General features: G+C 70.6%; 6 protein-coding genes, 1 tRNA gene and 1 rRNA gene. 7 read left to right on the forward strand and 1 reads right to left on the reverse strand.

Annotation, left to right across the window (positions count from 1 at the left end; genetic code table 11):
• Positions 1 to 120: 120 nt before the first annotated feature.
• The 3 genes from rrf (at position 121) to CUT83_RS10215 (ending at position 1,216) form a co-directional block, all read left to right on the forward strand.
• Positions 121 to 237: ribosomal RNA gene (gene rrf, locus CUT83_RS10205) — 5S ribosomal RNA — on the forward strand.
• Between the two features lie 97 nt (positions 238 to 334).
• The gene (locus tag CUT83_RS10210; RefSeq protein ID WP_101255543.1) at positions 335 to 1,045 is read left to right on the forward strand and encodes a DegT/DnrJ/EryC1/StrS family aminotransferase; all 711 of its coding nucleotides are present in this window, start codon (positions 335 to 337) and stop codon (positions 1,043 to 1,045) included.
• A 98-nt stretch (positions 1,046 to 1,143) separates the two neighbouring features.
• Positions 1,144 to 1,216, forward strand: a tRNA-Thr gene (locus tag CUT83_RS10215).
• 97 nt (positions 1,217 to 1,313) lie between these two features.
• Here CUT83_RS10215 and CUT83_RS10220 read toward each other — a convergent pair.
• Positions 1,314 to 3,962 carry a SpoIIE family protein phosphatase gene (locus CUT83_RS10220; protein WP_420882440.1) on the reverse strand — a complete coding sequence of 883 codons (2,649 nt, stop codon included), beginning with the start codon at positions 3,960 to 3,962 and terminating at the stop codon, positions 1,314 to 1,316.
• 367 nt (positions 3,963 to 4,329) lie between these two features.
• Here CUT83_RS10220 and CUT83_RS10225 point away from each other — a divergent pair, with 367 nt between their 5' ends.
• From CUT83_RS10225 to CUT83_RS10240, 4 genes are all read left to right on the forward strand, one after another.
• Positions 4,330 to 9,828, forward strand: a complete 5,499-nt coding sequence (locus CUT83_RS10225) for a HAMP domain-containing protein (protein ID WP_101255544.1) — start codon at positions 4,330 to 4,332, stop codon at positions 9,826 to 9,828.
• Between the two features lie 244 nt (positions 9,829 to 10,072).
• Positions 10,073 to 10,756, forward strand: coding sequence for a response regulator (locus tag CUT83_RS10230; protein ID WP_101255545.1), 684 nt, complete (start codon positions 10,073 to 10,075; stop codon positions 10,754 to 10,756).
• A gap of 138 nt (positions 10,757 to 10,894) precedes the next feature.
• Positions 10,895 to 13,621 carry a DNA translocase FtsK gene (locus CUT83_RS10235; RefSeq protein ID WP_101255546.1) on the forward strand — a complete coding sequence of 909 codons (2,727 nt, stop codon included), beginning with the start codon at positions 10,895 to 10,897 and terminating at the stop codon, positions 13,619 to 13,621.
• Between the two features lie 187 nt (positions 13,622 to 13,808).
• Positions 13,809 to 14,615: a helix-turn-helix domain-containing protein gene (locus CUT83_RS10240; protein WP_101255547.1), complete on the forward strand. Its 807-nt coding sequence runs from the start codon at positions 13,809 to 13,811 to the stop codon at positions 14,613 to 14,615.
• The last annotated feature ends 49 nt before the right edge of the window (positions 14,616 to 14,664 follow it).

The raw sequence follows: 14,664 nt of genomic DNA on the forward strand, positions 1-14,664 counted from the left end.
CTGTGAGGGGTGGAGTTGACCGGTACTAATAGGCCGAGGGCTTGACCGTAGATGTTCGCGTCCACTGTGTGGGTTCTGAGACCACGACCTGCCTGGCCGGCGGTTGTTGTTTCGCCGTGTTTCGGTGGTCAGAGCGAGAGGGAAACGCCCGGTTACATTCCGAACCCGGAAGCTAAGCCTTTCAGCGCCGATGGTACTGCATGGGGGACCGTGTGGGAGAGTAGGACGCCGCCGAACAATTATTGGGCCGTGGTCCCCGGAGTTAATTCCGGGGACCACGGCCTTTCTGTGTTGTGTAACCGGGAGTTCACGTGACGCCGCCAGCATCTCGTGCATGGGGACGACGACGCTGAGCGGCACGCTGCGAGCCAGGCTCGAGAAGCAGGGCATAGGCATCGGGGACGAGGTGATCGTGCCCGCGTACTGCGACAGCAAGGTGGCGGCGGCCGTGCGGGAGACCGGCGCACTGCCCGTCTTCGCCGACATCGAGCCCGGGAGTCTCTGCATCAACCCCGCTTCCGTCGCCGCAGCGGTGAACGAACGGACCGCCGCGGTGGTCCCCGTACATCTCTTCGGTCACCCCGCCGACATGGTCTGTCTGCACGCGCTGGCACAGCGCCACGGGATGAAGGTGGTCGAGTCGGGGGAGCCGGCTGTCGTCTCCTCGGTGGAAGCCGCTCGGCGCAGGCAGCACGCCGAGTTCCTGAACGCGAGGCTGACGGGCGTGGTCGTCCCGCGTGCCGCGACCGGAACGCGCCACGCCTACGAGCAGTACGTGGTGCGGGTGCCGGGAAACGGGCGGCCTGACAGGGACGTCTTCAAGCACGCCCTGTGGACCCGCGGAGTGCGGTGCCACGTGCCGGTGAGAACGCCTGTGCACCGCCTGCCGGGGTTCCGGGCGGATGTTCGGCTGCCCGAGACGGAGCGGGCGGTGGGGGAGTGCCTGGCACTGCCGCTGGAGGCGTCGATGACTCGCCGCGAGCTGCAGCGGATCGCCTCGGCCTGCAACGCGCTGGGTGGTCTGCTGCTGGAACCGGCCTGCTGAGCAGCGGGAGACATACGGGGCGGGTGTCCGGAGAGAGCCGGACCGGCAGGGTGGTCAACGTCGCCCCGGGATTCAGGTATGATCTATCTCGCTGGCTCGCCCCAATAGCTCAGTCGGCAGAGCGTCTCCATGGTAAGGAGAAGGTCTACGGTTCGATTCCGTATTGGGGCTCTGGAAAAGGGATGAGGCCCCCACCACACCCAAGGTGGGGGCCTCATCCCTTTTGGTCTCTCGTCGTTTCGGTGTGCGTCCGCGGGAGCGCCCGCCGTCACTCGGGGACGCGCATCGCGAGGATCGCCATGTCGTCGGATGGAGCGTCGGCGGCGAAACGCTCGACCGCGCGCATGATGCGCGCGGCCACCGCGCCCGCCGTCAGGCCCGTGCATGCGGTGAGGACGTCGGCGAGGCCGTCGTCGCCGAGCATGCGGTCGCCCTCGCGGCGCTCGGTCACACCGTCGGTGACGCACAGCAGGACATCGCCCGGATCGAGGGTGACGGTCTCCTCGTACAGTTCCAGATCGTCCATGACGCCCAGCAGCGGCTGCGGCTCCGCGGCCGGCTCGACGGTGCCGTCCTGGCGCAGGCGGAGCGGGAGCGGGTGGCCCGCGCAGACGACCTTGAGGACGGCGCCGCCCTCGGGCTGAGGCCACAGCTCGCCGTAGAGCAGGGTCAGGAACCGGCTGCGGGCGCCCTCGTCGAGGATCGCGGCGTTGAGCCGCTCCAGTACGGCCGGGCCCCCGAAGCCCTCACGGGCCAGCAGACGCAGTGCGTGGCGGGCCAGCCCGGTGACGGCCGCGGCCTCGGGGCCGGTGCCGCAGACGTCGCCGATGGCGAAGCCGTACGCACCGTCGCGGATGGGGAAGAGGTCGTAGAAGTCGCCGCCGACCTCGTTGCCCTCGCCCGCGGCGCGGTAGATGACCTCGACCTCGACGCCGGGGACGTCGGGGAGCTCGGGAGGCAGCAGACTGCGCTGGAGGGACTGGCTGATGGCCGTGCGCTCGCTGTAGAGCCGGGCGTTGTCCAGGGCGAGGGCGGCCCGGCGGGAGAGGTCCTCGGCCAGTTCCAGGATCTCCTGGCGGAAGCGCTCCTCGGTCGGCTTGCCCAGGGTGAGCATGCCGATGACGCGGTTGCGGGCCACCAGTGGCAGCACCACCGTTTCCCCGCCGACCGTCGCGGCGGTGGCGAGGGTGGTGCCGGCGACGTTGGAGGTGATGGAGGCCGGGAGACGGTCCAGGGAGAGGCCGCTCTGGTCCAGGCCCAGGCTGCGCAGGGAGGTGCGCAGTGCGGCGGAGTGCGCCGCGTCGCCCGGGGCGGTCCACACCCGCGCGCCCGGGGTGGGCACCGGGTCGGGCGGGGGGACCTTGGACAGCAGGGCCTTGAGGCCGTCGATGCGGTCCTCGTCCTCGTGCAGGACGTAGGAGAGCTCCGGCTCGGAGGACTGGTCCGCGATGGTGTAGACGGCGCACCAGGTGGCCAGGGTGGGGACCGTCATCTGGGCCATCAGGGCGAGTGTCTGGTCGCGGTCGAGGGTGCCGGCGAGCAGGTCGGACGCCTCGACGAGGAAGGACAGCGAGCCGCGGCGCAGCCGCTCCAGCTCGGTCAGGCGCGCGGACTCCACCGCGAGCGCGATCCGGTCGGCGGCGAACTGCAGCCGCAGGGCCTCCTCGTTGGTGTAGCGGCCCGGAGCCTCGGCCGAGACGCCCAGGGAGCCGGTCAGCCGTCCCTCGACCTTCAGCGGGACGGTGACGACCGAGCGCATCCCCGTTCCCTCCAGGAGGGGGACCGCACCGGGGACCGCGGAGAGGTCCTCGTGGACCGAGGGCATCCGGGCCGAGCCGTAGCGGCCGCTGCCCGCCTCGACGGGAACGCGGGCGAAGCGCTGACGGGCGGAGGGCAGGCCGGTGGTGGCGCGGACCTCCAGCTCGGTCTCGTCGTCCGTGGCCAGCAGGAGGAAGGCGGCGTCGCCGTCGAGCATGTCGCGGGCGCGCTCGACGGTGCGCTGGAGGAGGCCGTCGAGGTCGTCCGGGGGAGGGGAGCCGATGAAGGTCTCGAAGGGGTCGGCACCGGCCCGGTCGCGGCTTTCCGGGGCGCTCGCGGAGTCGGACGCCGCACCGCGCGCGGGGGTCTGCAGCACCGCGCGCTCGTGGTCGCGCACCAGCAGGCAGACGGTGGACGGCTCACCGTCGGCATCGCGTACGCGCAGGTGGGACGCGTAGACCGGGACGGTGCGGCCGTCCGAGCCGCGGATGCCGTACGAGCCCTCCCAGCGGGAGAGGGCCAGGGCCTCGGCGATGCCGGTGCCGATGCCGGGGGTGTGGGGCCAGGCGGCGAGGTCGGTCAGCGGCTTGCCGGTGACCTGCTCGGCTGTGTAGCCGAACAGCTCGCGGGCGTCGTCGTTCCAGGCGGAGACCGCGCCGGAGCGGTCGACCTGCAGGACGGCGACGCGGACCCGGGTGTCGGTGGTGGGCAGGGCGCTGTCGGGGAGGGCGGGGCCGGCGCTGCGGGTGCCGACCGGGCGCTCGGGGAGCTCCAGGCGGAACCAGACGCGCTTGTCGACGGCGGTGTACTCCACGCCCCAGCGGTCGGCGAGCGAGGCGCACAGCAGCAGGCCGCGGCCGCCCTCGCGGTCGGGGTCGCCGAAGTGGTGACCCAGGTCCTGGACGGGCAGTCCGCGGTCGGGGTAGTGGTCGGCGACCTCCACGCGCACGCTTCCGTCGCCGTCGCGCAGACACAGCACGTCGGCGGCGGTGCCGGCGTGGACGACGGCGTTGGTGACCAGCTCGCTGGTGAGGACGACGGCGTCGTCGACGATGTCGGCCAGGCCCCAGCCCTGGAGGGTGTCGCGCACGAAGGCGCGGGCACTCGCGACCGAGCGTCCGACCGGCTCGAAGGTGGCCGCTGCTCGCGCCGTGATCACTGTTCTCCCCATGGATCTGTCGTCGCCGTCCGTACGTACGGGCGGCAGGGGGGCCCGCTGGGCGCCCACCGCTGCGGCCAGCCGCTGCCCGGCATTCGCCTCTTCCACCGCAGCGCCCCTTCGAATACCCGTCGTGACCACGTGTCCTTCGCGCCCGGCGGGCCGGAGCGGATGGACAGCCGGATGCCAGGTTACTTACGTTCGCAGTACCGGCGGGCCCCGGATGCGGGTGTTTCCCCCTTGAGGCGTTCAGTCGGTGGTGTGCGATGCTGCCGAACTGTTATCGCCTGGTTCCACCATGGTGAAACACTGGGAAGGCTCGAAGTGAATGCCCGGGCGGAACGTTCGACCCAGCGGGAGGGACACGGTGCAGTCTGGCGGAGCGGCGCGAGGCGCCAGCACGCGCACGAGAAGCGGACGGTCTCGGGCAAACGGGGTGATCGAGGTTGAGGCGGCCGCGGTCAACCGGCTGCTGACCGCCCTGGAGGCGATGCGGGACGGGAACTTCCGCAAGCGCCTCACCGTCGCCGGTGACGGCCCGATGGCCGAGATCGCCGCCGTCTTCAACGAGGTAGCCGACCGCAACCTCCATCTGACCAGCGAGCTGGCCCGGGTGCGCAGGGTGGTCGGCAAGGACGGCAAGCTGACCGAGCGGTTGGAGACCGGAGCCTGCGAGGGGGCCTGGGCCAACGCCATCGACGCGTCGAACGCGCTGGTGGACGATCTGGTGCGGCCCGTCTCCGAGGTCGGCCGGGTGCTGTCGGCGGTGGCCGAGGGCGACCTGGAGCAGCGGATGGACCTGCGGGTCCAGGGGCCGGGCGGGGCGACGCATCCGCTGCGGGGCGAGTTCCTGAAGGTGGGGCGCACCGTCAACGGGCTGGTCGACCAGCTCTCCACGTTCACCGACGAGGTGACGCGCGTCGCCAGCGAGGTGGGCACGGAGGGGAAGCTGGGCGGCCAGGCGCGGGTGCGCGGCATGTCCGGCTCCTGGAAGGACCTGACCGACTCCGTCAACACGATGGCCTCCAGGCTGACCGCCCAGGTCCGCGACATCGCGCTGGTGACCACCGCGGTCGCCAAGGGCGACCTGTCGCGCAAGGTCACCGTGCACGTGGCCGGCGAGATGCTGGAGCTGAAGAACACCGTCAACACGATGGTGGACCAGCTCTCCGCCTTCCAGTCCGAGGTGACGCGCGTCGCACGCGAGGTGGGCACCGAGGGCCAGCTCGGCGGCCAGGCACGGGTGCCGGGCGCCGGCGGTGTGTGGAAGGACCTGACCGACTCCGTCAACACGATGGCGGGCAACCTCACCTCCCAGGTGCGTGAGATCGCACGGGTGACCACCGCGGTCGCCAACGGCGATCTGTCGCAGAAGGTCACGGTGAACGCACGCGGCGAGGTGGCGCAGCTCGCCGACACCATCAACACGATGACCGAGACGCTGCGGACGTTCGCCGACGAGGTGACGCGCGCGGCCAGCGAGGTCGGCACCGAGGGCGTCCTGGGCGGTCAGGCGCAGGTGCCGGGCGCGGCGGGGACGTGGAAGGACCTCACCGACTCGGTGAACACGGCCTTCCGCAACCTCACGGCGCAGGTGCGGGACATCGCGCAGGTGACGACGGCGGTCGCCAACGGCGATCTGTCGCAGAAGGTCACGGTGGACGTCTCCGGCGAGATGCTGGAGCTGAAGAACACCGTCAACACCATGGTGGACCAGCTCTCCGCCTTCGGATCCGAGGTCACCCGGGTCGCCCGGGAGGTCGGTGTCGAGGGCGAGCTGGGCGGTCAGGCGCAGGTGCCGGGCGCGGCGGGGACGTGGAAGGACCTCACCGACTCGGTGAACACGGCCTTCCGCAACCTCACCGGCCAGGTCCGCAACATCGCGCAGGTGACGACGGCGGTCGCCAACGGCGATCTGTCGCAGAAGGTCACGGTGGACGTCTCCGGCGAGATGCTCCAGCTGAAGAACACCGTCAACACCATGGTGGACCAGCTGTCCTCGTTCGCCGAGCAGGTCACCCGGATGGCCCGGGACGTGGGTACCGAGGGACGCCTGGGCGGTCAGGCGCGGGTCGACGGCGTCTCGGGCACCTGGAAGGACCTGACCGACTCCGTCAACTTCATGGCGGGCAATCTGACCTCCCAGGTGCGCAACATCGCCCAGGTGACGACGGCGGTGGCGCGCGGTGATCTGTCGCAGAAGATCGAGGTCGACGCGCGCGGCGAGATCCTGGAGCTGAAGAACACCATCAACACGATGGTCGACCAGCTCTCCGCCTTCGCGGACCAGGTCACCCGGGTCGCCCGGGAGGTGGGTACCGAGGGACGGCTGGGCGGTCAGGCGCAGGTGCCGGGCGTGGCCGGGGTGTGGCGCGACCTGACCGACTCGGTCAACGGCATGGCGGGCAATCTCACGGCCCAGGTGCGCAACATCGCCCAGGTGGCCACGGCGGTGGCGCGCGGTGATCTGTCGCAGAAGATCGACGTGGACGCGCGCGGCGAGATCCTGGAGCTGAAGAACACCCTCAACACGATGGTGGACCAGCTGTCGTCGTTCGCCGAGCAGGTCACGCGGGTGGCCCGGGAGGTGGGTACCGAGGGCATCCTGGGCGGCCAGGCCGAGGTGGAGGGGGTCTCCGGGACCTGGAAGGACCTCACCCAGTCCGTCAACGGCATGGCGAACAACCTCACCTCGCAGGTGCGCAACATCGCCGAGGTCACCACCGCGGTCGCCCGGGGCGACCTGTCCAAGAAGATCACCGTCGACGCCAAGGGGGAGATCCTCGCCCTGGTGACGACCGTGAACACGATGGTGGACCAGCTGTCGTCGTTCGCCGAGCAGGTCACACGGGTGGCCCGGGAGGTGGGTACCGAGGGCATCCTGGGCGGCCAGGCCCATGTGCCGGGCGTCACCGGCATCTGGAAGGACCTGAGCGAGAACGTCAACCTGATGGCGTCCAACCTGACCGGCCAGGTGCGCAACATCTCCCAGGTCGCCACCGCGGTCGCCAACGGCGACCTGACCAAGAAGGTCACCGTGGAGGCCAGCGGCGAGGTCGCCCAGCTCGCCGACACCGTCAACACCATGGTGACGACCCTGTCGTCGTTCGCCGACGAGGTCACCCGGGTGGCGCGCGAGGTGGGCACCGACGGAAGCCTGGGCGGCCAGGCGCGGGTGCCGGGGGTGTCGGGCACCTGGAAGGACCTGACGGAGTCCGTGAACTCCATGGCGTCCAACCTCACCGGCCAGGTCCGCAACATCGCGATGGTCACCACCGCGATCGCGAAGGGCGATCTCACCAAGAAGATCGACATCGACGCGCGCGGCGAGATCCTGGCGCTGAAGACCACCATCAACACGATGGTGGACCAGCTGTCCTCGTTCGCCGAGCAGGTCACCCGGGTCGCCCGGGAGGTGGGCACCGAGGGGCAGCTGGGCGGCCAGGCGCGGGTCGACGGCGTCTCGGGCACCTGGAAGGACCTCACCGAGTCGGTGAACGAGATGGCGGGCAACCTGACCCGCCAGGTGCGTGCCATCGCGGCGGTCGCCGCCGCGGTGACCCGCGGCGACCACAACGTGAAGATCGACGTGGACGCCGCCGGCGAGATCCTGGCACTCCAGGACAACGTCAACACCATGATCGCCACGCTGCGCGAGACCACGCTCGCCAACCAGGAGCAGGACTGGCTCAAGGGCAACCTCGCCCGCATCTCCGGTCTGATGCAGGGCCGCCGCGACCTGGAGGACGTGGCACGGCTGATCATGAGCGAGCTGACCCCGGTGGTCTCCGCCCAGCACGGCGCCTTCTTCGTCGCGGCCCCGACCGGCGGCGGCCCGGAGCTCGGGGTGGGGGCGAGCGAGGACGGCTCGTACGAGCTGCGGATGATCGGCACCTACGGGTACTCCCCGGGTGCCATGCCCACCACCTTCCTGCCCGGTGAGTCCCTGGTGGGTATCGCGGCCGAGGAGAAACGCACGATCCTCGTCGAGCATGCGCCTCCCGGCTATCTGAAGATCGCCTCCGGGCTCGGCGAGGCGCCGCCCGCCCAGGTGATCGTGCTGCCGCTGCTCTTCGAGGGCAGGGTGCTCGGCGTCATCGAACTGGCCACCTTCCAGCCCTTCACCCAGATCCAGAAGGACTTCCTGAGCCAGATCGCCGAGATGATCGCCACGAGCGTCAACACCATCAGCGTCAACACCAAGACCGAGGTGCTCCTGCGGCAGTCGCAGGAGCTGGCCGAGCAGCTCCAGGAGCGGTCGGTGGAGCTGGAGAGCAGGCAGCGTGCCCTGCAGGCCTCGAACGAGGAGCTGGAGGAGAAGGCCGAGCTGCTGGCCAAGACCAACCGCGACATCGAGATCAAGAACTCCGAGATCGAGGACGCCCGGCAGGTCCTGGAGGAGCGCGCCGAGCAGTTGGCGGTCTCGATGCGCTACAAGTCCGAGTTCCTGGCGAACATGTCGCACGAGCTGCGCACCCCGCTGAACTCGCTGCTGATCCTCGCCAAGCTGCTGGCCGACAACGCCGAGGGGAACCTCTCGCCCAAGCAGGTGGAGTTCGCCGAGACGATCCACGGCGCCGGCTCCGACCTGCTCCAGCTGATCAACGACATCCTGGACCTGTCCAAGGTCGAGGCCGGCAAGATGGACGTCAGCCCGACCCGTATCGCGCTGGTGCAGCTCGTGGACTACGTGGAGGCGACCTTCCGGCCGCTCACCGCGGAGAAGGGGCTCGACTTCTCCGTACGGGTCTCACCGGAGCTGCCCCCCACTCTCCACACCGACGAGCAGCGCCTGCTGCAGGTGCTGCGCAACCTGCTGTCGAACGCGGTGAAGTTCACCGACAGCGGCGCGGTGGAGCTGGTGATCCGCTCGGCCGGATCGGACGTGCCGGAGTCGATCCGCGAACAGATGCTGGAGCACGGCTCGCTGCGCGAGGCCGACTCCGATCTGATCGCCTTCTCGGTGACCGACACCGGTATCGGGATCGCGCAGAGCAAGATGCGTGTGATCTTCGAGGCCTTCAAGCAGGCGGACGGCACGACCAGCCGCAAGTACGGAGGCACCGGGCTGGGGCTGTCCATCAGCCGGGAGATCGCGCGGCTGCTCGGCGGTGAGATCCATGCGGTCAGCGAGCCGGGCCGCGGCTCGACGTTCACCCTCTACCTGCCCCTGACCACCAGCGATCTGCCGCCCCAGGGCTATCCGCAGCCGGGCGAGGGCTCCCCGGAGACCGAGCCCGCGTCCGGGGACGAGCCGGACGGAGGGTCCGGTGCGCCCGGCGCTTCCGGCGCCGGGCAGGAGCCGGTCCGGGAGGCGGGCGGCGCACTGGACGTGCCCGCCGCCGAGCGCGCCGCGGCGGCTCTCGCGTCCCGCCGTCGCCAACTGCCCCCCATGCCGCGGAAGCGGCCCGCGCCGCAGGAGACGGAGAGCGGCGCGGAGGTGTGGCAGGACACCGTCCAGCGGGCGCAGGAGCGCCCGCGGGGCGCCTTCGACGGCGAGAAGGTGCTCATCGTCGACGACGACATCCGCAACGTCTTCGCGCTCACCAGCGTGCTGGAGCAGAACGGCCTGCAGGTGCTCTACGCCGAGAACGGGCGCGAGGGCATCGAGGTGCTGGAGCAGCACGACGACGTGGCGGTCGTCCTGATGGACATCATGATGCCGGAGATGGACGGGTACGCCACGACCGCGGCGATCCGGCGGATGCCGCAGTTCGCCGGGCTGCCGATCATCGCGCTGACGGCGAAGGCGATGAAGGGCGACCGGGAGAAGAGCATCGATGCCGGGGCGTCCGACTACGTCACCAAGCCGGTGGACACCGATCATCTGCTGTCCGTCATGGCGCAGTGGATGCGCGGGGAGTGATGTGCGATGGTTCCGTGGTCGGCGGCGTGCCGGCGAAGGGCGACGCATTAGGTGTGGAAATGCTGCAATCGGGGAACCTTGGGGTCTCTCACAGCGTTTCAGGTACGTGCACAGTGACATCTCGGTGACAGGGTGTGGTGGGCCGCGAGGTGGGGCTACCATGACCGGCACAGGAACGGGCGGCGCAAAGGAGTCGTTGCCGGTGGCGGCGACCAGAGCGCTGCCGGGGCGAGGAGGACGGGCCATGGTGCAGAAGGCCAAGATCCTCCTGGTCGATGACCGACCGGAGAATCTGCTGGCGCTGGAGGCCATCCTCTCCGCGCTGGACCAGACGCTGGTGCGGGCATCGTCAGGGGAGGAGGCGCTCAAGGCGCTGCTCACGGACGACTTCGCGGTCATCCTGCTGGATGTGCAGATGCCGGGCATGGACGGTTTCGAGACCGCCGCCCACATCAAGCGGCGGGAGCGCACCCGGGACATCCCGATCATCTTTCTCACGGCCATCAACCACGGCCCGCACCACACCTTCCGCGGCTACGCGGCCGGCGCGGTGGACTACATCTCCAAACCGTTCGACCCGTGGGTGCTGCGGGCGAAGGTATCGGTCTTCGTCGACCTGTACATGAAGAACGTTCAGCTGCGTGAGCAGGCCTCCCTGCTGCGGCTGCAGCTGGACGGCCGGCGCTCCGGCGAGGACGGCGACAGGGGAACGGAGCCCTCGGGCCTCCTGGCCGAACTCTCCGCGCGGCTGGCGGCGGTGGAGGAACAGGCCGAGGCGCTGTCCAAGCACCTGGACGAGTCCCCGGACACCGCGGCCGTCGCCACGGCCGCCCATCTGGAGCGCAAGCTCACCGGTCTGCGGCGGGCACTGGACGCGCTGGAGCCGGGCAACGACGGACGGCCGGCCTCACTCCCGTCGCAGAACTGACCCGCCGCCAGACGGGCGGGCGATCCGACGGGGTGTCACCTCGCCGGGTCCGGTGTGCCGCGGACCGGGTGCACCCCCGTCCCGCCGACCGCACGGGCGTCCGTGTCCTGAGGGGCTCTCGCGGGTAATCTCGGCACCATGGCCTCACGTACGTCCGGCAAGGCTGCCAAGAAGGCGCCCGCCAAGAAGGCTCCCGCCAGGAAGGCCCCGGCACCGAGGCCTGCCGCGCCCAGGAAACCGGCGGCCGGGAAGGCGGCGAGGAAGACGGCGGCGAAGGCTCCGCCCAGACCCGCGCCGTCTCCCACCAACGCCGTCTTCCGGCTGGTCAGGGCCGTCTGGCTCGGCGTCGCACACACCGTCGGGGCGCTGCTGCGCGGCATAGGCCGCGGGGCCAGGGGACTGGACCCGGCGCACCGCAAGGACGGGGTGGCGCTGCTGCTGCTGGGCATCGCCCTGGTGGTCGCGGCCGGCACCTGGTCCAATCTGCAGGGGCCGGTGGGCGAGCTGGTCGAGATGCTGGTGACCGGGGCCTTCGGCCGTATGGACCTGGTGGCGCCGGTGCTGCTGGGCGCCGTCGCGGTGCGGCTGATGCGGCATCCGGAGAAGCCGGAGGCCAACGGACGCATCGTCATCGGGCTGTCCGCCCTGGCCGTCGGCGTACTGGGGCTGGTGCACATCGCCTGCGGTTCGCCGGGGCGCGGCGAGGGCCACGAGGCGGTACGGGACGCGGGCGGCATGATCGGCTGGGCGGTCTCCCAGCCACTGGTCCTCACCGTCAGCGCGGCCCTGGCCGTACCGCTGCTGCTGCTGGTGACCGTCTTCGGGCTGCTCGTCGTCACCGCCACCCCCGTCAACGCCGTTCCCCAGCGGCTGCGTCAACTGGGCGTGCGACTGGGGCTGGTGGCGGAAGACGCCGTTCCCGGCGGCGGGCCGGAGGGTTACGGCGACCGCGACGTGTACGGCGAGGAGGAACCCCGGCCGCGGCGGGCGAGGCTGCGCAAGGACGGCGACGACGCGTTCCAGGCCGAGAAGGAGGCGCTGGACGGCCGGCGCCGCACCCGCCGCGCCCCCCGGGCCCCGCGCACCCCGGACGGCTCCCCCGGCGCGGTGGACGTGGCCGCCGCCGCGGCGGCCCAGCTGGAGGGCGCCGTCCTGCACGGCGTACAGCCCTCGCCGCTGGTCGCGGACCTCACCAGCTCGGTCCGCGCGGAGCGGGACGGCCGGGGCGAGCGGCAGAGTGCGGGTCAGGGGCAGGAACAGGGGAGCGCGGAGCGGGAGAGCACGCAGCAGGAGGGGCGGACCGCTTCCGTACCGGACCTGACCAAGGCGCCGGCCGAACCGCCCGCCGACACCCTGCCGTCGCGTGCCGAGCAGCTCCAGCTCGCCGGGGACGTCACCTACGCGCTGCCCTCGCTCGACCTGCTGGAGCGCGGCGGGCCGGGCCGTACCCGCAGCGCGGCCAACGACGCGGTCGTGGAGTCGCTGACGACCGTCTTCACCGAGTTCAAGGTGGACGCCGTCGTCACCGGCTTCACCCGCGGTCCGACGGTCACGCGCTACGAGGTGGAGCTGGGCCCGGCGGTGAAGGTCGAGAAGATCACCGCGCTGGCCAAGAACATCGCCTACGCCGTCGCCAGCCCGGACGTGCGGATCATCAGCCCGATCCCGGGGAAGTCGGCGGTCGGCATCGAGATCCCCAACACCGACCGGGAGATGGTCAACCTCGGCGACGTGCTCCGGCTGGCGGAGGCAGCCGGCGACGACCATCCGCTGCTGGTCGGGCTGGGCAAGGACGTCGAGGGCGGCTACGTCACGGCCAACCTGGCGAAGATGCCGCACATCCTGGTGGCGGGCGCGACCGGCTCCGGGAAGTCGTCCTGCATCAACTGCCTGATCACCTCGGTGATGATCCGGTCCACCCCGGAGGACGTCCGGATGGTGCTGGTGGACCCCAAGCGGGTGGAACTGACCGCGTACGAGGGCATCCCGCACCTGATCACCCCGATCATCACCAACCCCAAGAAGGCCGCCGAGGCGCTGCAGTGGGTCGTGCGCGAGATGGACCTGCGCTACGACGACCTGGCCGCCTACGGCTTCCGCCACATCGACGACTTCAACGCCGCGGTGCGCGCGGGGAAGGTGAAGGCGGCCGAGGGCAGCGAGCGGGAGCTCGCCCCCTACCCCTACCTGCTGGTCATCGTGGACGAGCTGGCCGACCTGATGATGGTGGCGCCACGCGACGTGGAGGACGCGATCGTGCGGATCACCCAGCTCGCGCGGGCGGCCGGCATCCATCTGGTGCTGGCCACCCAGCGTCCCTCCGTCGACGTCGTCACCGGTCTGATCAAGGCGAACGTGCCCTCGCGCCTGGCCTTCGCCACCTCCTCGCTCGCCGACAGCCGGGTCATCCTCGACCAGGCGGGCGCCGAGAAGCTGATCGGCAAGGGCGACGGGCTGTTCCTGCCGATGGGGGCCGGCAAGCCCACCCGTATGCAGGGCGCCTTCGTGACGGAGGACGAGGTCGCGGCAGTCGTGGCGCACTGCAAGAAGCAGATGGCCCCGGTCTTCCGCGACGACGTCACGGTCGGGCAGAGCAGGAAGAAGGAGATCGACGAGGAGATCGGCGACGATCTGGACCTGCTGTGCCAGGCGGCCGAACTGGTGGTCAACACGCAGTTCGGATCCACCTCGATGCTCCAGCGCAAGCTGCGTGTGGGATTCGCCAAGGCGGGAAGGCTGATGGACCTGATGGAGTCGCGCGGGGTGGTCGGCCCCAGCGAGGGCTCCAAGGCGCGGGACGTTCTGGTCAAACCCGACGACCTGGATGACGTACTCGCGACGATCCGCGGGGAAACTCACTCGTAGGAATGAGCTGGGCAACCCTTTCCCCTGGCAAGACGTCAACGTGAAGGAGGGCGCGGTCGGTGTTCACCGATGGGCGGCACGGCCATCCCTATGGCGGACAGGCTCCCTCCGCCCGCTTGCCCCACCCTTCCGCACCCCCTCTAGACTGAACATCCAGCAGGTGGCTACACGCTCGAAAGGCGCCCCCGTGTCCATCGGCAACTCTCCCTCAGAAGACCGGCCTTCCGTCGGTCAGGCGATCCAGAAAGCCCGTATCGACGCGCGACTGACGGTGGACGAGGTCAGTGCGACCACCCGTGTGCGCGTCCCGATCGTGCACGCCATCGAACAGGACGACTTCTCCCGATGCGGAGGCGACGTCTACGCCCGCGGCCATGTCCGCACCCTCGCCAAGGCCGTCGGTCTGGATCCGGACGAGCTGGTGGCGCAGTACGACGCCGAGCACGGCGGCCGTCCGGCGCCCACCCCCGCGGCCGCCCTCTTCGAGGCCGAACGCATCCGCCCCGAGCCGGGCCGTCCGAACTGGACCGCCGCCATGGTCGCCGCGATCGTGGCCGTGGTGGGCTTCGTCGGCTTCACCCTCTTCGGCGACGACGACTCGGCGCGCACCCCGGTGGCCCAGGACGGCCCGTCGCCGGACTCCGCCGGCGAGCCGGATCCGGCCAAGCCCGCCGATCCCAAGCCCGATCCCGAACCGTCCGTGTCCGAGAGCGCCATCGCCGCCGCGCCCGCCGACAAGGTCACGGTCAAGCTGGTCGCCGAGGACGGCAAGAGCTGGTTCTCGGCCGAGGCCCACAACGGGCGGCTGCTGGAGGAGGGCGTCCTCCAGGACGGCGACTCCAGGACCTTCACCGACGACAAGCGGATCGACCTGGTGCTCGGCAACGCCGGCGCGGTCACCCTCTTCGTCAACGGCAAGGAGGTCGACAAGGTCGGCGAGGTCGGCCAGGTGCAGCGCGTCAGCTACACCAAGGGAGACCCGGAACAGGGGTGACGCAACCCTGGCGGCGGGTGGGCCGGGTGGAACGAAGTAGTCTTGAGCC

This window comes from Streptomyces barkulensis, from assembly GCF_002843305.1.
GTDB classification, from domain to species: Bacteria; Actinomycetota; Actinomycetes; order Streptomycetales; family Streptomycetaceae; genus Streptomyces; species Streptomyces barkulensis.

Coding starts and splice junctions, on each gene's coding strand:
- CUT83_RS10210 (WP_101255543.1), top strand. CDS start 335: ATGGGGACGACGACGCTGAGCGGCACGCTGCGAGCCAGGCTCGAGAAG.
- CUT83_RS10230 (WP_101255545.1), top strand. CDS start 10,073: ATGGTGCAGAAGGCCAAGATCCTCCTGGTCGATGACCGACCGGAGAAT.
- CUT83_RS10235 (WP_101255546.1), top strand. CDS start 10,895: ATGGCCTCACGTACGTCCGGCAAGGCTGCCAAGAAGGCGCCCGCCAAG.